The 25904-nt window shown below is 32.9% G+C and carries 28 protein-coding genes and 1 tRNA gene; 17 read left to right on the top strand and 12 right to left on the bottom strand.

All coding sequences use genetic code 11. The annotated features are described in order from the left end of the window. Nucleotides 1-92: 92 nt before the first annotated feature. Nucleotides 93-165: transfer RNA gene (locus tag DM397_RS09140), tRNA-Gly, on the top strand. Between the two features lie 135 nt (nucleotides 166-300). On the opposite strand, the gene pepE is transcribed toward DM397_RS09140, so the two are convergent. Next, nucleotides 301-1008: a dipeptidase PepE gene (gene pepE / locus DM397_RS09145; protein ID WP_111377251.1), complete on the bottom strand. Its 708-nt coding sequence runs from the start codon at nucleotides 1006-1008 to the stop codon at nucleotides 301-303. 163 nt (nucleotides 1009-1171) lie between these two features. Between pepE and DM397_RS24010 the strand changes: the two genes are divergently transcribed. The 8 genes from DM397_RS24010 to DM397_RS09180 all read left to right on the top strand — a co-directional run bounded on the left by DM397_RS24010 (nucleotide 1172) and on the right by DM397_RS09180 (nucleotide 7272). Further along, nucleotides 1172-1555, top strand: coding sequence for a carboxypeptidase-like regulatory domain-containing protein (locus DM397_RS24010; protein WP_239457824.1), 384 nt, complete (start codon nucleotides 1172-1174; stop codon nucleotides 1553-1555). A gap of 72 nt (nucleotides 1556-1627) precedes the next feature. Continuing rightward, complete coding sequence (locus DM397_RS24015; RefSeq protein ID WP_239457825.1) at nucleotides 1628-1939, top strand: hypothetical protein; 312 nt, start codon at nucleotides 1628-1630, stop codon at nucleotides 1937-1939. Nucleotides 1940-2006: 67 nt separating this feature from the next. Then, a complete protein-coding gene (locus tag DM397_RS09155; RefSeq protein WP_239457826.1) occupies nucleotides 2007-2651 on the top strand; it encodes a carboxypeptidase-like regulatory domain-containing protein in 645 nt (214 codons plus the stop codon). After that, nucleotides 2641-3396, top strand: coding sequence for a hypothetical protein (locus tag DM397_RS09160; protein ID WP_111377253.1), 756 nt, complete (start codon nucleotides 2641-2643; stop codon nucleotides 3394-3396). Before DM397_RS09155 ends, DM397_RS09160 begins: the two co-directional genes overlap by 11 nt. Continuing rightward, complete coding sequence (locus DM397_RS09165; RefSeq protein WP_111377254.1) at nucleotides 3393-3899, top strand: DUF6702 family protein; 507 nt, start codon at nucleotides 3393-3395, stop codon at nucleotides 3897-3899. The genes DM397_RS09160 and DM397_RS09165 overlap by 4 nt, the downstream gene beginning before the upstream one ends. Before the next feature lie 66 nt (nucleotides 3900-3965). Continuing rightward, on the top strand, nucleotides 3966-6209 hold the full coding sequence (locus DM397_RS09170; RefSeq protein WP_111377255.1) for a M1 family metallopeptidase: 2244 nt from the start codon (nucleotides 3966-3968) through the stop codon (nucleotides 6207-6209). 152 nt (nucleotides 6210-6361) lie between these two features. Further along, nucleotides 6362-6709, top strand: coding sequence for a Sec-independent protein translocase subunit TatA/TatB (locus DM397_RS09175; protein WP_111377256.1), 348 nt, complete (start codon nucleotides 6362-6364; stop codon nucleotides 6707-6709). Beyond that, on the top strand, nucleotides 6709-7272 hold the full coding sequence (locus DM397_RS09180; protein WP_111377257.1) for a phosphatase PAP2 family protein: 564 nt from the start codon (nucleotides 6709-6711) through the stop codon (nucleotides 7270-7272). The genes DM397_RS09175 and DM397_RS09180 overlap by 1 nt, the downstream gene beginning before the upstream one ends. Before the next feature lie 279 nt (nucleotides 7273-7551). Here the strand turns inward: DM397_RS09180 and DM397_RS09185 are convergent, their stop codons facing one another. From DM397_RS09185 to DM397_RS09215, 7 genes are all read right to left on the bottom strand, one after another. Then, a complete protein-coding gene (locus DM397_RS09185) occupies nucleotides 7552-8271 on the bottom strand; it encodes a phytanoyl-CoA dioxygenase family protein (protein ID WP_111377258.1) in 720 nt (239 codons plus the stop codon). A gap of 111 nt (nucleotides 8272-8382) precedes the next feature. Then, complete coding sequence (locus tag DM397_RS09190) at nucleotides 8383-9024, bottom strand: O-methyltransferase (RefSeq protein ID WP_111377259.1); 642 nt, start codon at nucleotides 9022-9024, stop codon at nucleotides 8383-8385. A gap of 114 nt (nucleotides 9025-9138) precedes the next feature. Then, the gene (locus DM397_RS09195) at nucleotides 9139-9504 is read right to left on the bottom strand and encodes a hypothetical protein (RefSeq protein ID WP_111377260.1); all 366 of its coding nucleotides are present in this window, start codon (nucleotides 9502-9504) and stop codon (nucleotides 9139-9141) included. Between the two features lie 180 nt (nucleotides 9505-9684). Beyond that, complete coding sequence (locus DM397_RS09200; RefSeq protein WP_111377414.1) at nucleotides 9685-10236, bottom strand: hypothetical protein; 552 nt, start codon at nucleotides 10234-10236, stop codon at nucleotides 9685-9687. A gap of 10 nt (nucleotides 10237-10246) precedes the next feature. Beyond that, complete coding sequence (locus tag DM397_RS09205) at nucleotides 10247-11683, bottom strand: hypothetical protein (RefSeq protein ID WP_111377261.1); 1437 nt, start codon at nucleotides 11681-11683, stop codon at nucleotides 10247-10249. 5 nt (nucleotides 11684-11688) lie between these two features. Beyond that, on the bottom strand, nucleotides 11689-12258 hold the full coding sequence (locus DM397_RS09210; protein WP_239457827.1) for a YceI family protein: 570 nt from the start codon (nucleotides 12256-12258) through the stop codon (nucleotides 11689-11691). Between the two features lie 303 nt (nucleotides 12259-12561). Then, a complete protein-coding gene (locus DM397_RS09215) occupies nucleotides 12562-13122 on the bottom strand; it encodes a YceI family protein (protein WP_111377263.1) in 561 nt (186 codons plus the stop codon). Between the two features lie 361 nt (nucleotides 13123-13483). On the opposite strand from DM397_RS09215, the gene rlmN reads away from it, so the two are divergent. Next, nucleotides 13484-14527: a 23S rRNA (adenine(2503)-C(2))-methyltransferase RlmN gene (rlmN, locus tag DM397_RS09220; RefSeq protein ID WP_111377264.1), complete on the top strand. Its 1044-nt coding sequence runs from the start codon at nucleotides 13484-13486 to the stop codon at nucleotides 14525-14527. A 99-nt stretch (nucleotides 14528-14626) separates the two neighbouring features. Here the strand turns inward: rlmN and DM397_RS09225 are convergent, their stop codons facing one another. Continuing rightward, nucleotides 14627-15490, bottom strand: coding sequence for a hypothetical protein (locus DM397_RS09225; protein WP_111377265.1), 864 nt, complete (start codon nucleotides 15488-15490; stop codon nucleotides 14627-14629). 160 nt (nucleotides 15491-15650) lie between these two features. On the opposite strand from DM397_RS09225, the gene DM397_RS09230 reads away from it, so the two are divergent. The 5 genes from DM397_RS09230 to dnaG all read left to right on the top strand — a co-directional run bounded on the left by DM397_RS09230 (nucleotide 15651) and on the right by dnaG (nucleotide 21382). Then, on the top strand, nucleotides 15651-16628 hold the full coding sequence (locus DM397_RS09230; protein ID WP_111377266.1) for a polyprenyl synthetase family protein: 978 nt from the start codon (nucleotides 15651-15653) through the stop codon (nucleotides 16626-16628). A 199-nt stretch (nucleotides 16629-16827) separates the two neighbouring features. After that, complete coding sequence (locus tag DM397_RS09235; protein ID WP_111377267.1) at nucleotides 16828-17388, top strand: RNA polymerase sigma factor; 561 nt, start codon at nucleotides 16828-16830, stop codon at nucleotides 17386-17388. After that, a complete protein-coding gene (locus tag DM397_RS09240) occupies nucleotides 17375-18085 on the top strand; it encodes a hypothetical protein (protein ID WP_111377268.1) in 711 nt (236 codons plus the stop codon). The genes DM397_RS09235 and DM397_RS09240 overlap by 14 nt, the downstream gene beginning before the upstream one ends. Before the next feature lie 67 nt (nucleotides 18086-18152). After that, the gene (locus tag DM397_RS09245; protein ID WP_111377269.1) at nucleotides 18153-19181 is read left to right on the top strand and encodes a hypothetical protein; all 1029 of its coding nucleotides are present in this window, start codon (nucleotides 18153-18155) and stop codon (nucleotides 19179-19181) included. A 128-nt stretch (nucleotides 19182-19309) separates the two neighbouring features. Continuing rightward, nucleotides 19310-21382, top strand: coding sequence for a DNA primase (gene dnaG / locus DM397_RS09250; RefSeq protein WP_111377270.1), 2073 nt, complete (start codon nucleotides 19310-19312; stop codon nucleotides 21380-21382). Nucleotides 21383-21476: 94 nt separating this feature from the next. Here dnaG and DM397_RS09255 read toward each other — a convergent pair whose 3' ends face one another. Then, nucleotides 21477-22106, bottom strand: coding sequence for a response regulator transcription factor (locus tag DM397_RS09255; protein WP_008467169.1), 630 nt, complete (start codon nucleotides 22104-22106; stop codon nucleotides 21477-21479). Nucleotides 22107-22198: 92 nt separating this feature from the next. Beyond that, nucleotides 22199-23005, bottom strand: a complete 807-nt coding sequence (gene nadE, locus DM397_RS09260) for an NAD(+) synthase (RefSeq protein ID WP_111377271.1) — start codon at nucleotides 23003-23005, stop codon at nucleotides 22199-22201. Nucleotides 23006-23104: 99 nt separating this feature from the next. Between nadE and gldB the strand changes: the two genes are divergently transcribed. Together gldB and gldC are read left to right on the top strand one after the other, a co-directional pair. Further along, on the top strand, nucleotides 23105-24061 hold the full coding sequence (gene gldB / locus DM397_RS09265; protein ID WP_111377272.1) for a gliding motility lipoprotein GldB: 957 nt from the start codon (nucleotides 23105-23107) through the stop codon (nucleotides 24059-24061). Next, on the top strand, nucleotides 24061-24393 hold the full coding sequence (gene gldC / locus DM397_RS09270) for a gliding motility protein GldC (RefSeq protein ID WP_008467164.1): 333 nt from the start codon (nucleotides 24061-24063) through the stop codon (nucleotides 24391-24393). Before gldB ends, gldC begins: the two co-directional genes overlap by 1 nt. A gap of 847 nt (nucleotides 24394-25240) precedes the next feature. Here gldC and yihA read toward each other — a convergent pair. After that, nucleotides 25241-25861, bottom strand: coding sequence for a ribosome biogenesis GTP-binding protein YihA/YsxC (gene yihA / locus DM397_RS09280; protein WP_111377274.1), 621 nt, complete (start codon nucleotides 25859-25861; stop codon nucleotides 25241-25243). Nucleotides 25862-25904 lie beyond the last annotated feature (43 nt).

Below are 25904 nucleotides of genomic sequence, written 5' to 3' on the forward strand. Positions count from 1 at the left end.
AAAAGTAAACACGTTTTACTTATGTGAAAATAAATTTTTTGATTTTTATTTTGTTTTAAAAATTAAATTTTTTAAATTTGCACCCGATTAATGCGAAAGTAGCTCAGTTGGTAGAGCTCCAGCCTTCCAAGCTGGTTGTCGCGAGTTCGAGCCTCGTCTTTCGCTCTTCAAAAGCCTCAAACATTGTTTGAGGCTTTTTTGTTTTCGTGCTTTTTTGAACCATATAATTGATGTAAGAAAGTGTAAGTTTTTTATTTAGTCTTTTTAAATGAACTTACATCGCTTATATGGTTAGAAAAATTATTTCAGATAACTTAAATCGCTTTCAGTTTCTAATTCCTGAGCTTCTTGGTTTTGTTGGAACAAACGAGCGGATAGATCTCCCTTTAAGGTAATTTTTTCACCTTTAACTTCTAGCCAGCTTCCTTCTCTCAAACCTAAAACCGGAATTGTATTGAATGCGTGGAATTCTTTAATTCTTGTTTCACGAGTTTCTCCCATGTGTTTAGATTGTAAATCGGCATCTAGATAATGCGGATTTAAGTTGAAAGGAATTAATCCTAAAGTCTGAAAGCTTGGAGGGTAAATAATAGGCATGTCGTTTGTTGTTTGCATTGACAAACCGCAGATATTGCTTCCTGCACTTGATCCTAGATATGGCGTGCCATTTTTTACGGTTTCAGAAAGTAGCTGCATAATATTGTTTTTATAAAGTTGGGTAACCAATAAAAAAGTATTGCCTCCGCCTGTGAAGATTCCTTCTGCATTTTTTACAGCGTCTTGCGGATTTTCAAATTCATGAATTCCTTTAACATTGATATTGATTGTGTTAAAAGCTTCTGCGGCTTTTTTTGTATACTCGTCATGCGAAATACCGCTTGGACGCGCATAAGGAATAAATAAGATTGTTTTACAATTTTTAAAATGTGTTTTTAAAGTAGGTAAAATATATTCTAAGTAGTTGCCTCCGTGTAAAGTAGAAGTGCTTGCAATGATAATGCTTTTCATGATTTTTAAACTCAAATTTTGTTTGCTAAAGATAATTAAAACTCTGTTTTTCTTTGATTTTTTAATGTTTTAATTAACAAATTTTTACCAAGTTATTAATATTAAATTTGGAACGACTTAGGATATTTTTACCGTTTTAAGAATATTTTTAAATTATTTTATTTTGTTTCAGAAAATTACTTGTTTTTTAATTATTGTGGCTGGGCAGACTTGCTGGTCACAAAGCCAGGATCGCTCTGTTTTTAGTGGTAAAGTGGTTTCAAATACTTCAGATTTAGAAGGGATTCATGTAATCAATGCGCAAACTGAAGAAACTGTAACAACAAATGAATCAGGATCTTTTTCTATTTCGGCGAAAGCAGATGATGTTCTGGTTTTTTCTTCAATAAGTTTTAAAGAAAAAAGAATTCTATTGAAACAAGAAGATTTTTCAAATCTTAATTTTGCTGTCAATCTTAGTATGATTATGTATCAATTACAAGAGGTTGTGGTAAAGCGATATGATAATATTAATGCTGAAAGTTTGGGAGTAATTCCTATGGGGTAGAAGAAATATACAGCAGCAGAACGTAAACTGCAAACAGCGACCGCTCTAAATGCTACTGCAAGTGGAGGAACAATGGCAGGAGGTTCTATTTCTGCAGATCCATTACTAAATTTTTTCTCAGGAAGAACGGCTATGCTTAAGAAAGAAGTGGCGGTGGAGAAAAAGGAATTTTTTATGAGGCTTTTAGAGAATATGTTTAGTCTGGATCATTTTATTGACCGATTAAAAATTCCGGCAGATTATGTAAAAGGTTTTGAGTACTATGCTGTAGAGAATGAAAAGTTTACAGTGATTTTGAATTCTAAAAATAAAACTTCAACAGAATTTCTTTTAGGAGAATTGGCTGTAAAGTATAAAGAAATGATTGCTGGTGAGAATAAGTAGAGTTATATCGATTGTTGTTTTTCTTTTGGTTCAAATAAGTTTTGGGCAAAAAAATGATGTTAAACTATTGACAGGGAAGGTACAGGAACAGTCTACTTCTGTTGAGGGTGTAAATATTATAAATAATGCTACACAGGCCGCAACAGTTTCGGATTCTGATGGTAGTTTTTCAATTGCAGTCAGAGAAGGAGATGTTTTGGTTTTTTCTGCAGTAAATTTAGACCCTGTTAAGCATAGGATCACTTCGGAAGATATAACTACGGGCTTTTTGGTTGTAAAAATGACTGCAAAAGAGGTGCAATTAAAAGAGGTGGTTGTGAATGAAAATGCCAATATAACTGCTGAGAATTTAGGAATTATTCCGTACGGACAAAAAAAATATACACCTGCAGAACGAAAAGTTTATACGGCTACTTCAACTTCGATTGATAAGCTTTTGAATAAGATTTCGGGGCGAACTGCGATGCTGAAAAAAGAAGTGAATGTAGAGAAAAAAGAAGCTCTTTTTAGAAAGCTGGAATATCTTTTTGAAGAGAATTATTATACAAATCGATTAAAGATTCCTGTAGATGATATAAAAGGATTTCAATTATTTTGTGTAGATGATACTGAATTTGCTGTATCTTTGAATACTAAAAACAAAACAATGAGTATGTTTTTAATCACAGATCTAGCAAGAAAATATCTAACAATTCTCGAAAATGAAAAATAAATTAGTAGTACTCGTTGTATGCTTATTTTGTCAATTTGTATTAGGGCAAAACGGTTTTAGGAAGCCATTACACGGTCAGGTTATCAATGATTTTTTAGCCATAGAAAGTGGTTATGTAATGAATGTTAATGCTAATGTCAGAACATTTATTGGAGCTGGCGGTTTATTTGATATAATGGCGCAGCCGAAAGACACCTTGCTGTTTTCAGGCCTGTCATTTCAATCCAAAAAAGTAGTCTTAACAGAAAAAGATTGTGATGAGATTCTTTTGAAAATAAAGCTGGATTTGGTTAATAATCAGCTTAAAGAAGTTGTGGTTCATAAAGAATTAAAGGTAAAAGCAATGCAAGGTGGTTCGCAGAAATATGTTGATATGCAGTTTGAAGACGATAAACAGTCTACCGCAAAAAACAATGCAATGCTTTCTGATCAGACCATAAAATATGGAACCGATTTTGTTCGAATTTTTAAAGATGTCAAAAAGCTTTTAAGTAAAAAAGACGAAGTAAAAGAGGAAGAAGTTACAGATATTGCTTTTGTAGAATATGCTAAAGATAATTTTACAAAAGATTTTTATGCCAAAACACTTAATCTTAAAGATGACGAATTAGAGCTTTTCTTAATGTACTGCTCAAACGATCCACATTCTAAAGAATTGGTAGATCCAGATCAGAAATTTCAGTTGATGGATTTCATGATCAATAAGAATAAAGAATTTAAGAAAGCCGAGGCTGTTCAAAAATGAAAAAAAAGGTAGTTTTCCCTTTGCTGGGAGTTTTGTTTATATTGTCTTCAGCATTTGCTTTTCATAAATTTTATGTTGGTGTTTTTCAGGTAAATTATGCTGCAGAAAAGAAAATGCTGCAAATTACTTCCCGCATTTTCATTGATGATTTGAATAATGCAATGGAGAAAAAATATCACAAAAAAACATTTGTTGGCACTAGCAAAGAAACTCCCGCAGATGTTGAACTATTAAAAAAATATCTATCAGAACACTTTCTGATTAAAGTAAATGGGCAGTTAAAAGCGATAACTTTTTTATCTAAAGAAGTCGAGGCTGATGATGTTTTGGTTTGTTATTCCAGAATTAAAGATGTGGATAAATTCAAAACGCTTGAAATTTCAAATACTATTTTGGTCGATTGGAATTCAGAACAGCAAAATATTACACATATTTCAGCATTTGATACAAAAAGAAGTGTGCTTTTTACAGAATCTTCAAGGAAAGAATTGTTAAAATATTAAGGTATTGATAAAATTAATGTTTTAATTGCTATTTTCACAGCCTAAAGAAATTACCATTAAAATTTTATGAAAAAACTTTCATTATTATTACTTTTTCCTGCAATGTTAGTAGCGCAGGATAAAGCAACAACCACACCTGCTAAACAACAAGGAAAGTACGACACAAACAAGTTTAGCCAAATGTACGATTTGTTGGCAACACCAAACATGTTTCGTACAGCTTCTGGAGCTCCAGGACCAGCTTACTACCAACAACAGGCAGATTATAAAATCGATGTTGAATTGGATGATAAAAATTCAAAATTAAGCGGATCTGAAACCATTACCTATACAAATAACTCGCCAGATAGTTTGGAGTATTTATGGATTCAATTAGATCAAAATCAAGCAAAAGCAAATACGCAGACTTCATTAGCTGAAAGTGATAAAATCAATCAGGTTTTGCCGCTTGATGGTTTTTCTTCTAAATATTTGAAAAAAGATTTAGAGCGCGGTTTTAATATTGAGCAAGTTAAAGACGCTAAAGGAAGCGCAATGTCTTATACGATCAACGAAACCATGATGCGTATTAATCTGACTTCACCTTTAAAACCAGGAGAAAAAATTTCATTCTCAATCAAATGGTGGTATAATATTAACAACTACAGAAAAGAAGGCGGTCGTTCAGGATATGAATTATTCGAGAAAGACGGAAATAAATTATATGTAATTGCACAGTTCTACCCAAGAATGGCAGTTTACAATGATGTTGAAGGATGGCAGAATATGCAGTTCTGGGGAAGCGGAGAGTTTGCTCTTCCTTTTGGAAACTTTGATGTAAATATTACAGTTCCTGCAGATCACGTAATCGACGCAACGGGTGAATTGATGAACAGAAGCGAAGTGTTTACTGCTGAACAGGTAAAAAGATACGAGCAAGCGCAAAAATCATTTGACAAACCTGTTGTTATTGTAACGCAGGCAGAAGCAGAAGCAGCTGAAAAAGGTTTTTCTGAAAAGAAAAAAACTTGGAAATTCAGTGCTAAAAACGTTCGTGATTTCGGAATTGCTTCTTCAAGAAAATTCATTTATGATGCAATGGCTGTGAAAATCGGAAACAGAACTGTTATGGCGGAATCTGTTTATCCAAAAGAAGCAAACCCGCTTTGGGGAGAAACTTCTACAATGGTTGTGGCTCATACTTTAAAAAGTTATTCATCTCATACTTTTGATTATCCTTATCCAAAAGCCGTTTCTGTTTCTGCAGAAGATCAAGGCATGGAATATCCAATGATTTGTTGGAATTATGGCCGTCCTGATGAAAATGGGGTAACCAGCAAAGAAGTTAAAAACGGAATGATTGGTGTTATTATCCACGAAGTTGGACACACTTTCTTCCCTATGATTGTAAACTCTGACGAGCGTCAATGGACTTGGATGGATGAAGGTTTGAATTCATTCTTAGAATATTTAGCAGAACAGGAATTAGATTCAAATTTCCCTTCAAGAAGAGGACCTGCAAAAAACATTGTTCCTTACATGAGTGGTGACCAAAAGTTTTTAGAGCCGATTATGTCTAACTCTGAAACTATTCATCAATTTGGAAATAATGCTTACGGAAAGCCAGCTACAGGTCTTAATATTTTGAGAGAAGTAGTTATGGGAAGAGAATTATTTGATCATGCATTCAGAACGTATGCAAACAGATGGAAGTTTAAACACCCAACTCCAGAAGATTTCTTTAGAACAATGGAAGATGCTTCGGCAGTAGATTTGGATTGGTTCTGGAGAGGTTGGTTTTATTCAACAGATTTTGTAGATATCGGAATTAAAGATGTAAAACAATATTACGTTTCAGATACTCCTACGGCAGACATTAAAGATGTAAAAATTAGAAAGGGACGTTTTGGATACGAAAAAGGACCTTTTGTTTACCTAGTTGCTGGAGATAATGCAGAAGTAAGCGATTCAAAGAAAAAAGCTTTAAAAGTACAAGATTTTAAACCTTTGGCAGATTATGTGGATCAGACTTTTACAGCTGAAGAAAAAGCGAGTATTAAATCTCCTAAATATTTCTACGAAGTAGAATTTAACAAACCAGGCGGAATGATTATGCCTATTTTAGTTGAGATTACTTACGAAGACGGTTCTAAAGACAATTACAAATATCCAGCTCAAATCTGGAGAAAAAGTAATGAGACAGCTAGAAAAGTCTATGCTACTACAAAAGCGATTAAAAGTATTCAAGTTGATCCGCAATTGCTAACAGCAGATATTGATGTAACCAATAACTCTTGGCCAAAAGTAGAAACGAAGTCAAAATTTGACTAATCAAAATATAAAAGATAAAAAGCTCATCAGGTTTATACAAGCTTGATGAGCTTTTTTATTTTAATTAAATGTATTTTCAAGGACTTTTTAAGTTAATTTTAAAACTCTAAGCTGCAAAATTTAATATCTTTGCGACTACAAAATTAAAAGTTATGTTTGGTATAGGAGGAGGAGAATTAGTTTTTATACTGTTTATAGTACTAATGCTTTTTGGTTCAGATAAAGTGCCGGAAATCGCACGTACAATGGGAAAAGCTATGGCTCAATTAAAAAATGCAACTAATGATATTAAAAGCGAAATTCAGAAAGGAGCAGAGGCTAATGGTCTTGATGCGAAATCCTTGACTGATATTACTGGAAATATCAACGCAGAAATTAATAATGCAAAATCAAATTTACTTGGAGATCCAGGAAATCTTTTGGGAGATACTGCAACTGAAATCGAAAAAGTAAAAGAAGATATTGATACTCTTTCTGGACCTATTAAACGCCAAATGTAATGCTTGAAAAAATACAGGAATTAGATAAAGATCTTTTAATCTTTCTTAACGGATTAGGTTCTGAAACATACGACAAATTATGGCTTATTATAACAAATCAGTTATACTGGACGCCATTTTTTCTATTGCTTTTTTATCTTATTTATAAAAAAATAGGAGGAAAACAAACCCTGTATTTACTGCTTTTTGTAGCTGTTTTGATTGCCTTTACGGATCAAACGTGCAACTTATTCAAACACACTTTCCAGCGTTTGCGACCATGTAATGATCCAGAAGTAAACACAATTATAAGAGTGGTTCAGGTTAGAAAATCATATAGCTTTTTCTCCGGACATGCGGCCAACACTATGGCTGTTGCAACTTTCTTATTTTTGATTTTAAAACGCTATTTCAAATATTTCGGATTCATATTTCTTTGGCCTTTAGTTTTTGCTTACAGCCGAATTTATTTAGGATTGCATTTTCCGGGTGATATCCTTACTGGATATTTTTTTGGAGCACTTTTCGGATTTTTACTTTATTTAGTTTATAAAAAGCTAAAACCACAGTATTTTCCAGGATAGATTTTTTTGGAAAGGTTCTAAGTTGCTAAGAAACTGAGGTTCTAAGGTTTTTCTTTAGGATTTTGAAAGTTATATAATTGAATTGCCTCCAGCTTTAGTTGGAGGTTTTTTTATGGACAAATAAAGGGCTTTAGCCAAATTAAATAATCTTAATTTGGTTAAAGCCCTAGATATTAAATTATGTTCCTCCAGCTAAAGCTGGAGGCAATTCATTAATATATTTCTCAGTTTAAAACTTAGAATCTTAGTATCTCAGAACCTCAGTATCTTAAAAAAAAACTAATTCAGAATTGTTTTTTCGCTCCATTCCAAACCATTTGGCAGTTGTTGTTTACTAAATTCAATATGGATAACTCTTCTGCGTTCGTTATTTGTGGTTTTATTTGATGCATGAAATAATAGCGGTTTCATAATCATTATACCACCTTTTTCTACCTCGCAAATTGTTTCTTTTTCTTTTTCGAAATCAAGTTTTTCAATTCTTAAGATTCCCTTCGAATGTGAATTATTAATCACTTTTAAGGCACCATTTTCTTTAGTGGTTTTGTCAATATGAATTCTAATTGTGAAATTATTTTCTAATATTTCTGTTGGCGGCTGAACCGCAAATTGATTCTGTTTTACAGTCCAGTTTTCAAAATTTTCAGCTTCAATTTTTTGATTTACAGAAATTGTTAAATCCTGATGATAAGCTACAAACCAATTTGATTTTTCTGGTTTATCAAAGTAGATGGATTTAGTTATAAAAAAGCCTTTACCAAAAGTAGATTCTACAATGTCCTGTAGTTTTTTATTAAAAATAAAAGGAAGCGTTTCTGGAATTTCTTTATGAAATTGTCTAATGGCAAATAAATCTTGAGACTTTCTAAAAGTATAATTTTCTTGATTATTTGCAGTTTTATTTTCAATCAATGAAATTAGATTTTCAATTTCATTTTCTGTAAAAACATTATTTATGATTGAAAAACCTTCAGAGCTTATTTCGGTATTATAATTCATCTTTAATAGTTGTTGAGTTGCCTCCAGCTTTAGCTGGGGATAACTAAATAGCACTTAATTCAGTTTAAAAACTTAGAATCTCAGTATCTTAGAACCTTAGAACCTAAAAAATCACAATACCCTTGAAACCGTCAATCCATCACGAATTGGCAATAAAACTGTTTCTACTCTAGGATCGTCTTTTAAAAGCTGATTGTATTCTAAAAGTACTTTTGTGCTGACATCATTTGGATGAACTGGTTCTAGAATTTTTCCGCTCCAAAGAACATTATCCGATAAAATGATGCCGCCTTTATTCATTTTTGGGACAATCATTTCCCAATAATTCAAATAGTTTTCCTTATCTGCGTCAATAAAAACCAAATCGAATTTTAAATCTAAATCCGGGATAATACTTACGGCTTCTCCTAAATGCTGAAAGATTTGTTTTCCCCAAGGAGACATATCAAAATATTTTCGTTGAAAATCGACCAATTCTTCTTTGATATCAATGGTATGTAGCTGTCCGTTTTCTTGCATTCCTTCACACAAACACAAAGCAGCATAACCAGTATAGGTCCCAATTTCAAGGATATTAACTGGGCGAATCAGTTTTGAAAGCATGCTTAGAACACGGCCTTGAAAATGCCCGCTTAGCATTCTTGGTAGAAGTATTTTTTGATAAGTTTCTTTATTGAGTTTCGCCAACAATTCTGGTTCTTTTTCAGAATGCTGTTCGATGTAATCTTCTAATTCTTGAGATATAAAATGCATGTTGTAGTATCTTGTAATTTAGTTACAAAAATACAAAAATATGCCCTTAATATTAGGCATAAAAAAAACCATCCGCTGTGAGTGGATGGTTTCTGTTTCAGATTTAGATGAAATTTATTTTTTCAAAGCTTCATTTACCTCTTTAGCTGTTTTTACGGTTCCGTCTTTTGCAGCTTTTGCAGCATTTTCTACTTTTTCAGCACCTTTTTTAGTAGCATCTTTTACATCTTCCGCTGCTTTTTTAGTAGCGTCTTTTACATCATTTGCTGCTTTTTCTGTAGCATCTTTAGCTTTAGTAGCGGCACTTTCAGCTTTACTTACCGCAGTATCTTTCACTTCTTCGATATCTGATGTCAGAGAATCAACTTTGTTGCCAAGAGTTAATTCGTCTTCTGCAGGTTTGTTTTCTTTTTTCTCGCATGATTGAACAGCGAATGCTAATAAAGCAATTATAGCTAAACTCAAAATTTGTTTTTTCATAATTTCAATTTTTTTTTTAGGTTGATAAAACTTAAAGGTTAAAATGGCTGAAAAATAAAATTACAAATTTTAAAATGATTGAGCTCTTTGTAAGATTATGTTTTCTTTTTAGAGTAAAACAATTCTTGTGCCAAATTTTGAAATTATGCTGTAGGGCATTAATTTTTTAGAAGAAAAATATTAGTTTTTGTATAAACTGAAATTAATCACAATATCATCTTTAACTTTAATGAGACCAGCCATTTTTACTGGTGGCTCCAACTCAATATCAGAGAACTTTAAACTAAGTGTTCCTTGAATTTTATCATCGGTGTTATATAGTATAAAATCTTTGTATTTGAGTGTTTTATCAGTTATGAAAAAGTTTAGTCTGCATTTGTAATTTTTCCCCATTGATTTTATATCGCTGATAGAAACTGTGCTGTTGGGGAATTTTTTCACTTTTACTGTTCCTTGTAAATCTTTCGTCATTATTTTATTGCCACAATCAAAGTTTGACATTTTAATGTCGGTATTAAAAGTGTTCTTTTTAACTGAGTTTACGTAAACAGTATCTTTTATAGAAAAGGTGTTTGAGCAATTGTATTTGCCCACAGTTGATAGGCCTGTGATTTCTATTTTTATTTTATTTATTACCACAGCTGTATCTTCTGGAAAAAAAGTGGGTTTAGCACTTCCTAAGAAAAAGAAAACTACTAAACCCATAATTAAGATTGAAAATCTCGTTTTCATTTTTGTTACATTAGAATGCAATAGTTGCTTCGAATACTAAACCTTCAAATTTACCACCATAAAAGTTGTTTAGATTTCCAGTAGCAGGATCTCCTGTAAATTGTGAATAATCTTTATATTTTTGATTAACGTAGTTTAATTTAGCTAAAATGTTTTTAGTCATAAACCAACCAGCACTTGCTTCAAATTTATCTACAGTAACCTTTTTAGCATCAGCATTAGATAATTTTCCTGATACAGTATTGTATTTTCCTCCGATATAGAATTGTTCAGTTCCTCCAAATCTGTAAATAAGCTCTGAAGCATATTGATTAGCAGTACGTTTATCGTCACTACCAACTTTATCTCCTCCTGAAGCTAATTCGATTGTTCCGAAGAATTCAAGTCCTTTATATTTTACAAAAGGGTTGATCATGTACGTAGTAGCCCAATTTCCGAAATTAGGGTTGAACGTTGCTTCCGGAGTAGATTTTTTATTAAAACTAGCAGGAACATCAATTGGAGTTGTAGTGGTATCACCATTAGCATCAGTCTTAGTTATGGTGTTTTTATAAGCGTTATTGTTCAATATGCCCCAATAACCAAATCCTGATCTATTAGCAGAATATATGTTGGCATTACCAAGATTTGCATTATGATAATAAGAACCGGTTAATCTTACTCTCAAATCTTCATTAAGTTGTTTGTCAAAACCTAATTTAGCTAAGATTGAAGGGCTGTGCGTTGTATTAGCGTTTGGTCCATTAGGATAAAAAACTTCTTCGTTACTTTGATTTAAATTACCATTTGTAACACCTAACATACTTACCAATCCGCTTCTGTTATAGTAAACTTCCATACCCATTTCTGTAGTGAAAGAATACATGATGTTGTTTCCAACAAATGCATTTTTGATTGTATTACCATTGTCAGAACCTCTAAAGTGAGCATCACCAAAATTGTTCTCCATTTGCCCAATTTTAATTGTAGCATATTTCATGAAATCAGCCAAGAAATCCTTTTTGATAAAATCTAACTTGTCAATTTGTAAATATCCACCTTTTACGTAAGATTCATTATGGTGTCTTGAAGCTAAGTAGACATCTAAATTTACTCTTACACCATCAAACAATTGAGCACCAAGATACATATCAGCAGCAGGAAGCGTAAAATTGTTCTCAGTATTCATTAAACGATATCCTGTAATTGATCTAGTTGTTGTCCCTGTAGTAGTTGTAATGTTATTAGGTTGGTCGTTGAATGAATTCGTTGCTTGGAAATCCATGTTGAAAGCACCTCCAAGGTCAATACTAAGACCTTTAAATTCTCGATTGTCTTTTTGAACGTCGAATACGTTGATACCATCTTTTCCTCTAGAGATTTGGTTTTGCATGTTTCCAAAACTGACCTGTGCCTGAACAGCAAATGTGCTGATTAATGTGACGAATAGAATATAAATTTTCTTCATGGCGTTTATAAATTAAAGTTTAAATTGAATTTTAGTGTTAGGTCTTGACCTGTTTTAATTGTTCCAAGCATTGCTGTTGGAGATTTCATTCCGAAATCTGTAAAAGTGATTTTGTTAGTTCCTTGAAGGTTTAATCCATCTTTTGTAACCGTTGTTTTTACAGAAGTTTTGTAAACTTTGCTAACTCCGGCAATGGTATAAGTTCCTGTAAGTTCCCAAGTTGTTTCATTTACTTTTTCAGCAGATTTAAGAACGTATTTAATGTTTTTGTTTTTGTCTGTTTTTAAGGTTTCGTAAGCCACTTTATCCATGCTTTTTTTCTCGCTTTTAACACTTTCTGCTAAAAGAGTAACAGTCAAAGCTTCAATATCAGTCAGTTTTCCATTTGCAATATTTAAAGTTGCTGTTCCAGTTCCAGAAGCCGATTTCATTTCCCAGTCATGAAGCGTAGAAGTACCCGCAACAGAAAAAGTTGATTTGTCATCTAATGCATATGATTTTTGTGCTGTCGCAAATGTGCTGATTCCTAAAAAAGCTGTTACAATGGCGAAAAGTTTTAATGTATTTGTTTTCATTTTTGTCATGTTTATATTGTGAAAAAATAAGTTAATAGTCGGCCAGTTTCTATTTAGTACTAAGAATGTTGTTTTAACTTGAATCAAAGATCTCTCTATAAATTAGCTTTGTACATGATAAAAATCATTGTTAAAATTTTATTAAATAGGTATTTAATAACTACAACGTTTTCATTTTTTAGAGAATCGATTGTTAAAGCAAAAAGAGAAGGTTGATTTTATCAAATTGATATTTTTTAACATTTATTTTGAATTGGCAAAAAGTTAAAAAAGGAGTATTCTTTAACATTATCAATAAGAATTCTAACTCAGAATAATATTGAAGATTACAGTTAAATCTTTCCCCGCTTTTACAACTCCAAGAGCTGCTTTAGGAGGCGTCATTTCAAAATCGCCAAAAGTGATTTGATTAGAACCTTGCAAAATGAAACTTCCTTTGCTGGTCGTTACTTTTACCTGAGTTTTGTATTCTTTGCTTACGCCTGCAATAGTGTACACTCCTGTAAGATTCCAAGTTGTTTCATCAATCTTTTCTGCGGATTTTAAAACATACTCAATGTATTTGTGTGTTTCGGTATCCATGGCTTCATAAGCGACTTTGTCCATGCTTGCTTTGTAGCTTTTTAGGCTTTCTGCCAATAAAGAAACAGTCAAGCTATTTATTCCTGCTAGTTTAGCATCTTTAACCATTAGGCTGGCAGTTCCTGTTCCTTCTGTAGATTTCATTACCCAATCGTGTACGGTAGAAGTGCCTGCCACTTCAAAAGTTGAGTTTGCAGCTACATTATAATTTTTTTGAGCATTTGCCTGCAATGCCATTGTTGTAAAAATTACTGTCAGTAAAAATGATTGAATTGTTTTCATGTTGATAAAGTATAGGTTAATCATTTAAATAAGGAAGCTGTAGAATTCAGTTAGTGGTAAAAGAATTATGAGATGCCCTTATTTCTTAGACCAAAATTATCACGCGCGTGAAGAAATAGGAATGATAAAAATCATGGCGAAAGTTTTATTAAATTGGTATAGTAAAGAGTGCGAAGCCTTGTTGTTCCTAGGATTTTGATTTTTGTAAAACAGAATTAAGAGTTAACTGTTTGCTTGTTAGCTTGTTGTGTTGTTTGTCGAAAAATGTCAACTTCATTTTTTGACCAGCTTTTTTTGAGGTTTAATTAAGAATGAATGTAAAAACAAAGCAAAAAATGACAAAAGTGATTAACTTTGCAGCATGCAAATGGAGAAAAAAGACATACGAGCCTTATCAAAAGACCAGCTTCGCGATTTTTTTGTTGAAAATGGAGATAAAGCTTTCCGCGGAAATCAGGTTTATGAGTGGTTATGGAGCAAAGGCGCTCACAGTTTTGAAGATATGACAAACGTAGCGAAAGCTACAAGATCAATGCTTGAAAATAATTTTGTAATCAACCATATTAAAGTTGATACCATGCAGAGAAGTAGTGACGGAACTGTGAAAAATGCCGTTCGACTTCATGACGGACTTGTGGTAGAATCGGTTTTAATTCCGACAGAAACAAGAACTACTGCCTGCGTTTCTAGTCAGGTTGGTTGCAGTCTAGATTGTAATTTCTGCGCAACAGCAAGATTAAAAAGAATGAGAAACCTAGAACCGGGCGAAATCTACGATCAAGTTCTAGCTATCGATAAAGAAAGCCGTTTATATTACAATCACCCACTTTCGAATATTGTTTTTATGGGAATGGGAGAGCCTTTAATGAATTATAATAATGTCATTAAAGCTATCGATATGATTACGTCTGAAGAAGGTTTAGGAATGTCTCCGAAACGAATTATGGTTTCGACATCAGGAATTCCTAAAATGATCAAAAAAATGGCAGATGACGATGTGAAGTTTAAGCTTGCAGTTTCTCTGCATTCGGCAATAGACGAGACACGTGCTCGTATTATGCCTTTCAGTAAAAACTTTCCTTTAAAAGATTTGCGAGAAGCATTAGAATATTGGTACAGAAAAACAAAAAGTAAGATATCTTACGAATATGTAGTCTGGAAAGGAATCAATGATGATAAAGCTTCAGTTGATGCGTTAGTGAAATTCTGCAAATATGTGCCATGTAAAGTTAATTTGATTGAATACAATCCAATTGATGATGGTGAATTCCAACAAGCTTCAGAAGAATCGATTATGGCTTACATAAAAGCGTTGGAAAATATTGGAGTAGTGGTAAAAGTACGTCGTAGCCGAGGAAAAGACATCGACGCCGCCTGCGGACAATTAGCCAACAAAGAAGCGTAAAGAAATACTCCGTTAGGAGTATCTGATCGGTATAAAAAAAGCATTAAAAACAAGACTTATTTCTCGTTTTTAATGCTTTTTTTTGGACAAAAAGGATGCTTATTTTTTCAAATCTATTTCTTCTGTAACTCCATCTTTGGTTACTTTTGCTAGAGTATCGCATTCTCCGTTTCCATAATCAATAGTTGCCAAAGCGCCATTTTTAGTAATAGAAACAATTCCTTTTACTGCAATAGATTTTCTGCAAGAAGCATTAAATTCTAAAGGAGTTGTGATTTCTGCCGAAAAAGTATCTCCATTAGGGAAAGTCGTAGAACCGCTTCCTGTTACGACAAATACATTATCATCCCAATCAAACCAAGTATCGTAACCAGAAGTCATTTCTTTAATGAGAGTTCCTTTTCTAGAATAAACTTTTCCATCATCAAAAGTAATTGTTAGATCTATGGCTGCTGTTGATACGGGGTGTGGTGTTACTAATAAATCAGTTTCCTTGATCGTTCTTACAATGCTTTTGCTTCCCTGAAGTTTTCTGCCATTATGATAAAACCCTTCAAAAGTATAGCTGATGGTTTGTGTGGAAGATGTAAAATCGTTCGAGAAAGAAACGACCATTTTTCCTTTTACAGTATTTCCGTTATTAAGTGTACAGCCTTCTACGCCAAAATCTACTGTTTTTGTCCAAGTATTATTGGTTAAAACCGTAGTAATTGTGGCACAGCTTGGAAGATAATTTTTTATTGGTCCGCTTGGTTTTGAAGTTACGTTAAGCTGAGAACTAAACTGGTCTTCAGCAATATTAGTAACGTCTTCTACAGAAGCGTCGATTTTAGAATTAGCTACAATTTCGTCGTTTGTAATCTTAGCTGATGATCCGTCATTTGTTTTTTCATCAGAATTACAGCTAATGAAAAAAGACAATGTAATTATACATGTTCCAATTAATAAAAATTTTGTTTTCATAAATAAATAGTTTTGGGTTTTCTTTTACGTTAATGAATTCAAATCAGTATTAGTTAGAGCTATTTTTGGTGGGAATTTTTAGGTTTAGACATAAAATATTGCAATCGTAACCTAAAATACACAACGTATTTTTATTTAAAATAGTATATTTGGAGTCTAAATGAATATTACGTCTCAAATAAAGCAGCCCATTTTTAACGAGATGGAACTTTTCGAAAAAAAGTTCCATGAGTCGATGACTTCAAAGGTTGCGTTATTAAACCGAATCACTTATTATATCGTAAACCGCAAGGGAAAACAAATGCGTCCGATGTTTGTTTTTCTTACTGCAAAAATGGTTTCTGGCGGGACAGTAAACGAAAGAACCTATCGCGGAGCTTCAGTAATTGAGCTTATTCACACCGCAACTTTAGTACATGATGACGTAGTAGATGACAGTAATCGCCGTCGCGGATTTTTCTCAATCAATGCGCTTTGGAAAAACAAAATTGCTGTTTTGGTTGGAGACTATTTATTGTCGAAAGGTTTACTGCTTTCAATCGATAATGGCGATTTTGATTTATTGAGAATTATTTCTGTGGCCGTTCGTGAAATGAGCGAAGGAGAATTGCTTCAAATCGAAAAAGCAAGAAGACTTGATATTACAGAAGATGTTTACTACGAAATCATCAGAAAGAAAACAGCGACGCTTATTGCAGCGTGTTGTGCGCTTGGCGCGAAAGCTGTAATCGAAGACGATGCTCAGGTAGAAAACATGCGTAAGTTTGGTGAATTGATAGGAATGGCTTTCCAGATCAAAGACGATTTATTTGATTATAGCGAAGAAGCCATCGGAAAACCAACTGGAATAGATATTAAAGAGCAAAAAATGACGTTGCCTTTAATTCATGTTTTAAATACTTGTACTCCGCAAGAAAAAAAGTGGCTGATAAACTCCATCAAAAACCACAACAAAGACAAAAAACGCGTAAAAGAAGTGATTGCCTTTGTGAAAAATAACAATGGTTTGGCTTACGCCGAAAACAAAATGGTGCAATTCCAGCAGGAAGCACTTTCTCTACTTCAAAACTTCGAAGATTCAGAATACAAAGACGCTTTGACTTTGATGGTGAACTACGTTATTGAGAGAAAAAAATAATCTTTTTTAATTAGATAATCAGAAAATTTGTCAATTTGATAATTGATTTACTTTGTTGTAAATCAGTGTTATATTTCTTGTGGTTGGAATTTGGATTTTTTTTATTGAAATTTTTTAAACCAGATGCAACCATTTCAAATCGACAATCGTCTATGCTAATAGAAGTCTGTTTCTAAAACCAAAACCGAAAAGCTTATTAATGAAAATTATTTCGTTACATCAAGAAGAAACCAAAATCATAAAGCTGGCTGTCGAGAACAATCGTCAGGCACAGCAGCAGATTTATAGTAAGTTTTCTTCAAAAATGTTAAGTGTATGCCGTCAATATATAAAAGACATACAATTGGCAGAAGATGTAATGATAACGGCTTTCATGAAGGTTTTTACGAATATCAAAAACTTTGAGCACAAAGGAAGTTTTGAAGGATGGATTCGAAGAATTATGGTTAACGAATGCATTTCTTATTTAAGAGTTCAGAAAAAAGTAAAATTTGCCGAAGATGAATTTTTTGTTGAAGAAAGCTTTAATGAAATCGACAGCCAATTTACGGTAGAACAGATCCAATATTTAATTGATGCTTTGCCCGATGGCTACAAAATGGTTTTCAATTTATATGCGATTGAAGGCTACAAACACAATGAAATTGCCAAGATGTTGGGAATAAATGAAGGAACATCAAAATCGCAATTATCGCATGCTAGAAAAATGCTGCAAACACAAATTACTATTTTAAAAAAACAAGATAATGGAACCGAATAATTTTGAAAAGGATTTCCGTGAAAAACTAAACCAACGCGAAATTGAACCAAGCAACAAAGCTTGGGATCGATTGGATGCCATGTTGAGTGTAGCAGAAGAAAAGAAACCAAAGAGAAATAGAAAATGGTTGTATATCGCTGCCAGTTTGATCGGATTTTTATTGATTGGGACTTTGTTTTTCAATCAAAATAAAAAATCAGTCGCAACGCCAGAAACGGTAATTGTTGAAAAAGAAACTGAAACCAAAAAATCAGTTACAGAACCTATTTTAAATAAAGCAGATTCGGTAAAAACGGAAACTATAATTGCTGAAAAAATTTCAGAGGAAACAGTTAATAAAGAAAAAACAGCCAAAAGTCAAATCTCAAATAAAATCATTAAAAATGTATCAAATCAAGTAGCGGAGTCTTCAATCATCATCAAAAACAATCAAGAAAAAGAATCAGTAAATAATCAAATTCAAATTACAGAAACTTCAAAAAAAGAAAATGTAGATCAGTTATTAGAGACAGCTGAAAATAAAGTTGTAGCTCAAAATCAAATCAAAAAGGCAAAAGTAAAAATCAATGCTAATGATTTGCTCAATCAGGTCGATGGAGAACTGGAACTTTCTTTTAGAGAAAAAGTAATCACAAAAGTGAACAAAAATCTTCAGGAAGTTAAAGTTGCTATATCTAACAGAAATCAGCAAGAATAGGATTTACCACTCACAATTTAAAAAATCATCATCAATCAAATATTCAATCATTTTAAAACAATCAATCATGAGAAATTTTACCATTTATCTTATACTTTTCTTCTTTTTAGTAATAAGTAAAGTAGTAGGACAAGAAACTTTTGAGTCTGAAGCGAAAAGAATTGCTGATAAAATTGAGAAAATTACCAAAGAGGAAAAAGAAACTTTAAAGGAAGAAGTTGAAGCTGTAAATGTTCAGTTGTCTGAAGGGAAAATTACACAAGAACAGGCAGACAAACGTAAAAAAGAATTAGCAGAAGCGAGAGCTGTAATTATCGAAGAAAAAGTAACTCTCGCTCAAAATGAATTAAATGATCTTGTTCAGAAAAAAGTAGACGGAAAAATAAAAGAAGATTCTGCAAAAGTGTATATGATTCGTTGGAAGTCATATAGTCACCATAAAGATTCTATTCGCAGTGAAAAAAGAACAACATCCCAATTTGTATTTGCAATGGGATTAAACAATATGATGGTCGACGGAAAACTTCAGGACTCAAATTATAAATTTATGGGATCGCATTTTTATGAATGGGGATTTACCTATAATTCAAGATTAATGAAAAACGATAATCTGCTTCATGCCAAATACGGACTTTCATTAATGTACAATAATATACGTCCAACAAATAACAGAAGTTTTGTAGTAGATGGCGAACAGACAAATCTGGTTGAAAATCCAGTTCATTTAACTGAATCTCGTTTCAGAAATGTGTATTTGGTGGCACCTGTGCATTTAGAATTTGATTTTACAAGGCCAATAGAGCGCGACGGGAAAACGTATTTTAAAACCCATAAAAGTTTCCGTTTTGGTGTTGGAGGTTATGCAGGAATCAACGTAAAATCAAAACAGATTTTAAAATTTGAAGAAGAAGATTTAAAATATAAAACCACCATAAAAGGCGATTACAATGTAAATAATTTTATTTATGGTCTGAGTTCGTATATCGGTTATAGAGAATTGAGTTTATATTTTAAGTACGATTTAAACCCATTGTTTCAGGATAATCTAGTAAAAGAGAATAACATATCGTTAGGACTTCGCGTAGATTTAAACTAAAATTACTGGTCGTTTAGTTAGTGAAAAAAGCATCTTATTTAAGATGCTTTTTTGCTTTAAAATGATAAAAATTCCAGCAAGAATTGCGTATTTTTGCAAGCTCTCAACTTTTAAAATTTTAATATACTTTGATTTCACAAAGCACCATTGACTCTGTTTTTGAAACTGCTCGAGTAGAGGAGGTTATTGGCGATTTTGTCAATTTAAAACGCGCAGGAAGTAATTTTAAAGGTTTGAGTCCATTCTCAGATGAGCGTTCGCCTTCGTTCATGGTTTCTCCGGCAAAAGGGATCTGGAAAGATTTTAGTACAGGAAAAGGAGGGAATTCTGTTAAATTCTTAATGGAACATTCACAATTTACCTATCCCGAAGCGATTCGATACTTGGCTAAAAAATACAATATCGAAATTGAAGAAACCGAACAGACAGAAGCAGAAAAAGCAAATACAGATATTCGTGAAAGTATGTACTTGGTTTCTGAATTTGCAGCCAAATATTTTCAGGATGTTTTAGTTAATTCTGAAGAAGGAAAAGCAATTGGGTTGTCTTATTTTAAAGAAAGAGGATTTACCAACGAAACCATTAAAAAGTTCAATTTAGGATATTCTCCAGAAACTTGGGATGCTTTGACGAAAGAGGCTCTTGGGAAAGGATATAAATTAGAATTTTTAGAAAGTACAGGTTTAACAATTCCGAGAGAAGATCGTCCGTTTGACCGATTTAAAGGCCGTGTGATGTTTCCGATTCAAAGTATGTCGGGGCGTGTTTTAGGTTTTGGTGGGCGTATTTTAACCAATGATAAAAAAGCGGCAAAATACCTGAATTCGCCAGAAAGTGACATTTACCATAAAAGTAAAGTCCTTTACGGAATTTATCATGCAAAACAATCTATAGCCAAACAAAATAACTGCTTCTTAGTTGAAGGATATACCGATGTGATTCAGTTTAATCAAGCCGGAATAGAAAATGTTGTGGCGTCATCTGGAACTGCTTTAACTCCAGATCAGATTCGTTTGATCAATCGTCTGACGCGAAATATCACCGTTCTTTTTGATGGAGATGCAGCTGGTCTACGAGCGGCCATTAGAGGAATTGATTTGATTTTGGAAGAAGGAATGAACGTGCGAGTTTGTTCTTTTCCTCAGGGAGAAGATCCAGACAGTTTTGCCCGTAAAAATTCTCATGACGATTTAGTTGCTTATTTAGAAAACAACAGTAAAGATTTTATTCAGTTTAAGGCTTCGATTTTAATGGGCGAAGCTAAAAACGATCCAATAAAAAAAGCTGATCTGATTCGTGATATGGTTACGAGTATTTCAAAAATACCAGATCGTATTCAGCGTGAAGTATATATTCAGGAATGTGCCCGAATTATGGATATTTCTGAGCAGGTTTTAACGAGCACTTTAGCTCAGCTAATTCAGAAGGATATAGCTGATGCTAATAAAAAGCAGAAACAAGAACAAAAACCTTTTGAGGTTGTTAGAAATCAACCTCCACAAGCAGGTACGTTTTCTGGAGGAGATCCAGAAGATCCGAGAACAGGCCCGCCAGAAGGTTACGATTATCCAGGAGATCCAGGATATTACCCTCCGCAACAAACTCAAAAAGTAGATATTTTATATGGTTTCGAAAGAAAAGTCATTGAGGTTTTACTTTTGTACGGAAGTGTGGTAGAAGATTTTGAAGATGTTTTCTTGAAAGCAGATGAAGAAGGGAATGTAAAAGAAGTCTCTGAAAAAAGACAATATAAGGTATTCGAAAAAATATATTTAAGCCTTCAGGAAGATGAGATAGAGTTGTCGAATGTTTTATTTAAAAATATTTACACTAATATTATTGATTTTTATAATCAGAATGAGAAATTTAGTTTGGATAAATATTTGATGCATTTGGAGCCTGAATTTGCTCAGGAAGTGACCAATATTTTAATGGAAGACGAAAGGTTGACCATTCATAATTGGGAAGGGCAGAATATTTTTCCGAAACAAAAAAGTGAAACGATTGAGCAGAATGTTTCTGAGACGATATTTGCTATGCGATGGTATTTGGTGTCTGCAATCATAGCAGAATTAAAAAATTCTCTTCTAACGAATCCGCAAGAAGATAATTCAGAAATTTTAAGCATGGTGATTGATTATTCTAAACTGCTGAATAATTTTTCGAAGAAGTTAGGTCGTGTAGTGGTGCCTTATCATTAAAAAGAGAAAAACTCTATCTAATTTGATTGATTCAAAAAAAGATAGAGTTTTTATAGGTTTTCGATTTGCTTAAATTAAGCTAGTCGAGCTGTAATTAAATAATTTCTAAAGTCTTAGCTTTGTTTACTAAGTCAACCAAATTAGTGACGTTTAATTTCGTTAATAATCTCAATTTGTAAGTACTGATCGTTTTTTCGTTCAGATTTAAGATTTTAGAGATTTCGTTGTTTTTCTTACCATCACTTAAGTAACGTAAAACTTCGATCTCACGGTTAGAAAGTTTTCTGTACAGACGCTCACTCTTGCTTTGTTTAGCGATAAGTGCCATGTTTTTACGTACTGTTTCGTTGATGATAATTTTTCCTTCGTGTACTTTAATAATAGAATGACCTAATGTTTCAAGTTTTTCTGTTTTGTGTACATACCCAGAAACTCCTGCTTTAATTGCATTTGGAGCATACATTTGCTCAGCAAGATCACTGAAAATAACAATTTTTGTTTTTGGGAAATTTTTCAGGATTGATTTGATTTCGAAGATGCTTGAAAGCCCTTCTAGTTCTAAATCTAAGATTAGAATATCGATTTCCTTCGTTTGAAGGATATCTCTAACCATTGAAAAATTGCCTACGTTGGCAACAATTGAAATTTGATCGTGGTCTTTGAAATAAGACTTAACGCCAAAGTGCGTCACAGGATGATTGTCTGCTAGACATACTTTAATCATAATTTTTACCTTTTTTAGAATTGTTCATGTTTTTGGAACGGTAAAATTAATAAATAAATTCTGTAATAACTCGCAGAGAATGTTAAAATGTATTATTTTAACGTTTTTGGTATCAAACAAACTGGAATCGGATCCATTTTATGCTTGTTACTGGTGTTTAATCGTTTATAGATTTCAAAGACAGATTTTTCTCTCCCTTCAAAGTCAGATGCCGTCTTTCCTGACTCCGCGGCTAGCATCGCCCATTCCAATTCGTCATAACTTGCTCCTAATTGATCTTCATCGGTACGATTGTCTCCAAACAAGCCATCAGTAGGAGCAGCTGTTAAAATTGATTGTGGGATTTGCAAAAATTCTCCTAAAGCGTATACATCAGATTTCATTAAATCGGCAATCGGACTTAAATCTACTCCGCCATCTCCGTATTTTGTATAAAATCCAACGCCAAAATCTTCAACCTTGTTTCCTGTTCCAGCAACCAATAAACCATGAATTCCTGCTAAATAATATAAAGAAGTCATTCTAATACGTGCACGCGTGTTTGCCAAAGCTAAATTTACTTTAGCTTGATCATCGGTTGAAGGGACACTGCTTTTAAAAGATTCAAAAACTCCTGTCAAATCAGTTTTAACATCAGAAACATTAGGGAAACGTTTTTTAAGCTGGTCAATATGCTTTCTTCCTCTTGACACCTGGCTTTCTGCCTGATGAATTGGCATTTCTACACATAAAACTTTCAGTCCGGTCTGTGCGCATAAAGTTGAAGTTACTGCAGAATCTACACCTCCTGAGATTCCAATGACAAAACCATTTACTTTTGCATTAGCAGCGTAATTTTTTAACCACTCTACAATGTGCGTATTTACTTTTTCTGTCTGAATTGTGCTTTTTTTAGCCATAATAGTTTAAGTTTTAAGATACAGGGATGTATATTTGCAGAATTATTTTGAGTATGCACTTACTTAAAATTCTGATAACACAAATCTAATTAAAATAAAATGAAAATATATCGCTTTGCAGTGGTTCTATGCCTGTTTTTTTTGTCTTGCAACCAAAAAAGTAAGGTTGAAAAAGCAGTAGAAGAAATTCCTGTTGATATTAAAGTGGAAAGATTTGATAAGGTGTTTTTTGAGACCAAACCTCAAGATCTTCCAAAAATAAAAAAACAATATCCTTTTTTCTTTCCTGGCAATGATGATAATGTCTGGGTTCAGAAAATGAACGATCCGATCTGGAGAGAAGTTTACGAAGAAGTTCAGAAAAAATACAGCAATTTTGAACCTGTTCGCAAAGAGTTTAATGAGCTTTTTCAGCACGTAAAATATTATTTTCCTAAAACTAAAATTCCTAAAGTAATTACTGTTATTGGGGAAATGGATTATAATGCAAAATCAATTTATGCAGACAGTCTTGTAGTGGTAGCTTTGGAATTGTATTTAGGAAAGGATCATAAGTTTTATGAGTTTCCGAATTACTTAAAAGAGAATTTTGAAGAAAGACAGATTATGCCAGACGTGGTTTCTAGTTTTTCTTATCGAAATATTCCAAATTCAATTGATAGGAGTTTGGTTGCTCAAATGATTTTTGAAGGAAAACAGCTTTATGCAAAAGATTTGCTGATTCCTGAATATACAGATGCAGAAAAAATGGGGTATACTCCTGAACAGATAAAATGGTGCGAAGAAAATGAGGCCTATATGTGGCGTTATTTTATAGAGAATGAAATGCTTTACAATGAAGATCCTAAATTGAGAGCACGATTTATAGCTCCAGCACCTTTTTCTAAATTCTTTTTAGAAATAGATAACGATTCTCCAGGGCGAGTGGGAGCTTGGATTGGCTGGCAGATGGTACGTTCTTACATGAAAAATAATAGTGATGTTTCTTTGGCTGAATTGTTCAAGCTTGAGCCAAAAGAAATCTTCGAAAAATCAAAATATAAACCTAAGAAATAATGGCAAATATAAACTCAGAAATTAAATTCAATATAGAATTGGACGAAAACCGCGTTCCGGAAAAACTAACATGGAGTGCACAAGACGGTGGAGTTCAAGCCGAAGAGGCAAAAGCAATTATGCTGTCTATTTGGGATAGTAAAGCAAAAGAAACCATGCGTATTGATTTGTGGACAAAAGATATGCCGGTAGATGAAATGAAAATTTTCTTCCACCAGACTTTAGTGGCAATGTCGGACACTTTTAAACGTGCAACAGATGACGAAAAAATGTCTGATACCATGAAAGATTTCTGCGATTACTTTGCAGAAAAACTAGAACTTACGAAATAGTCAGATTTTAGATAAAGAAAATCCCAAATTCCAATCTTAAATATTGGGTTTGGGATTTTTTATTTTGTACATTGTCTGGGTAAAACAAATTATATGCTGTTTCCTTTTCTGGTAAGCCTTGTCGGATTGTTTTTTTTACTTGCCAATGCGATACGGTTTTACATGACCTGCAAAAACAGAGATGTATTGTATCATATTATAACAGCTTATTTGGTACTGTTGTTTTGTGTAGAGTTACTTTGCCATATAATCGGATTCCTTTATCCAAATTCTAATTTCTTCCTTTCGCACTATTATTTTATTTTCCAGTTTATCACACTTAATCTCTTTTTTTATAAAAGTTTTTCAAGTAAAGTGCTAAAGCAGATTATGGCAATTGTGTTTGTTTCGGTGCTACTTTTTTTAGGATATCAATATTATGATAGACCTTCTTTGTATTGGGAGTTTAATTTGATAGAAATAGCTATAACATCTATTCCGCTGTTGTTTTATGCAGTCTATTATATTGTTTTAAATTTAAAAAAGCATAAGCATAACTATTTCTATTTCTGTAATGGACTCATTATTTATGTAACAAGCAGTGCTGGTATTTTTCTGTCTGGAAATAGTGAATCGGTGATTTTTACAGAACCGTTTGTGTTGGATTTCTGGTTCTTCAATTCTCTTTTTTACATCTTCTATCAGTTTCTGATTTATAAAGAATGGAGATCTTTAAATTTTAGGAGAAAAACGAAGAAAAAACTACAATGGTAAATTCCAATAAAAAAATCCCAAATTCCAATTTTAAGATTTGGAATTTGGGATTTAATATTTTGAGTTTCTAAAGTTTAGAATTTGGAATTTAATTCTAAAATTCTGAGTTGTTTTTAAAAACTTCCTGATTCACTTGATCTATATAAGACAAAAGCTCTTCTTTTCCTATTGATTCTGTAGATGAGGTTACAAAATACTGTGGCATTTCGGCCCAGTTGTTGGCAAACATCTGTTTTTTGTAAGCGGCAATATGCGAATCTATTTTTGTTTTGCCAATCTTGTCTGCTTTAGTAAAAATAATGCAAAACGGAATTTCGCTTTCGCCCATATAAGACATAAATTCAATGTCAATATTTTGTGCTTCGTGGCGAATATCAATCAAAACAAAAGCACAAACCAATTGCTCTCTGTTTTCGAAATAATCGGTAATAAACTGTTGGAAAATTGATTTTGTTTTCTTTGAAACTTTAGCATATCCGTAACCTGGTAAATCGACCAAAAACCAATTATTGTTGATTTTGAAATGATTGATTAATTGTGTTTTTCCAGGTTTTCCAGATGTTTTAGCTAGGTTTTTGTTGTTGGTAAGCATATTTATCAAAGATGACTTACCTACGTTTGATCTTCCTATAAAAGCATATTCTGGCAAAAAATCCTTCGGACATTTTGATGCGTCAGAATTGCTGACAATAAATTCGGCGGTGTTAATTTTCATAATCTCTCGTTTTAAAACCTCCTAAAAAAAATAAATTTTACGG

The organism is Flavobacterium nitrogenifigens, assembly GCF_003254565.1.
Lineage (GTDB): Bacteria > Bacteroidota > Bacteroidia > Flavobacteriales > Flavobacteriaceae > Flavobacterium > Flavobacterium nitrogenifigens.

Excerpts from the sequence above, each read along its gene's own strand:
- DM397_RS09200 (WP_111377414.1), bottom strand. The coding sequence starts at position 10,236 with ATGAAAACGAGATTTTCAATCTTAATTATGGGTTTAGTAGTTTTCTTT.
- DM397_RS09170 (WP_111377255.1), top strand. The coding sequence starts at position 3,966 with ATGAAAAAACTTTCATTATTATTACTTTTTCCTGCAATGTTAGTAGCG.
- DM397_RS09180 (WP_111377257.1), top strand. The coding sequence starts at position 6,709 with ATGCTTGAAAAAATACAGGAATTAGATAAAGATCTTTTAATCTTTCTT.
- DM397_RS09225 (WP_111377265.1), bottom strand. The coding sequence starts at position 15,490 with ATGAAAACAAAATTTTTATTAATTGGAACATGTATAATTACATTGTCT.
- DM397_RS09185 (WP_111377258.1), bottom strand. The coding sequence starts at position 8,271 with ATGAATTATAATACCGAAATAAGCTCTGAAGGTTTTTCAATCATAAAT.
- DM397_RS09215 (WP_111377263.1), bottom strand. The coding sequence starts at position 13,122 with ATGAAAACAATTCAATCATTTTTACTGACAGTAATTTTTACAACAATG.
- DM397_RS09245 (WP_111377269.1), top strand. The coding sequence starts at position 18,153 with ATGAGAAATTTTACCATTTATCTTATACTTTTCTTCTTTTTAGTAATA.
- DM397_RS24015 (WP_239457825.1), top strand. The coding sequence starts at position 1,628 with ATGGCAGGAGGTTCTATTTCTGCAGATCCATTACTAAATTTTTTCTCA.
- gldB (WP_111377272.1), top strand. The coding sequence starts at position 23,105 with ATGAAAATATATCGCTTTGCAGTGGTTCTATGCCTGTTTTTTTTGTCT.
- DM397_RS09240 (WP_111377268.1), top strand. The coding sequence starts at position 17,375 with ATGGAACCGAATAATTTTGAAAAGGATTTCCGTGAAAAACTAAACCAA.
- nadE (WP_111377271.1), bottom strand. The coding sequence starts at position 23,005 with ATGGCTAAAAAAAGCACAATTCAGACAGAAAAAGTAAATACGCACATT.
- DM397_RS09255 (WP_008467169.1), bottom strand. The coding sequence starts at position 22,106 with ATGATTAAAGTATGTCTAGCAGACAATCATCCTGTGACGCACTTTGGC.
- pepE (WP_111377251.1), bottom strand. The coding sequence starts at position 1,008 with ATGAAAAGCATTATCATTGCAAGCACTTCTACTTTACACGGAGGCAAC.
- DM397_RS09230 (WP_111377266.1), top strand. The coding sequence starts at position 15,651 with ATGAATATTACGTCTCAAATAAAGCAGCCCATTTTTAACGAGATGGAA.
- DM397_RS09210 (WP_239457827.1), bottom strand. The coding sequence starts at position 12,258 with ATGAAAACAAATACATTAAAACTTTTCGCCATTGTAACAGCTTTTTTA.
- DM397_RS09235 (WP_111377267.1), top strand. The coding sequence starts at position 16,828 with ATGAAAATTATTTCGTTACATCAAGAAGAAACCAAAATCATAAAGCTG.
- rlmN (WP_111377264.1), top strand. The coding sequence starts at position 13,484 with ATGCAAATGGAGAAAAAAGACATACGAGCCTTATCAAAAGACCAGCTT.
- DM397_RS09195 (WP_111377260.1), bottom strand. The coding sequence starts at position 9,504 with ATGAAAAAACAAATTTTGAGTTTAGCTATAATTGCTTTATTAGCATTC.
- DM397_RS09165 (WP_111377254.1), top strand. The coding sequence starts at position 3,393 with ATGAAAAAAAAGGTAGTTTTCCCTTTGCTGGGAGTTTTGTTTATATTG.
- DM397_RS09175 (WP_111377256.1), top strand. The coding sequence starts at position 6,362 with ATGTTTGGTATAGGAGGAGGAGAATTAGTTTTTATACTGTTTATAGTA.
- DM397_RS09160 (WP_111377253.1), top strand. The coding sequence starts at position 2,641 with ATGAAAAATAAATTAGTAGTACTCGTTGTATGCTTATTTTGTCAATTT.
- DM397_RS09205 (WP_111377261.1), bottom strand. The coding sequence starts at position 11,683 with ATGAAGAAAATTTATATTCTATTCGTCACATTAATCAGCACATTTGCT.
- gldC (WP_008467164.1), top strand. The coding sequence starts at position 24,061 with ATGGCAAATATAAACTCAGAAATTAAATTCAATATAGAATTGGACGAA.
- yihA (WP_111377274.1), bottom strand. The coding sequence starts at position 25,861 with ATGAAAATTAACACCGCCGAATTTATTGTCAGCAATTCTGACGCATCA.
- DM397_RS09190 (WP_111377259.1), bottom strand. The coding sequence starts at position 9,024 with ATGCATTTTATATCTCAAGAATTAGAAGATTACATCGAACAGCATTCT.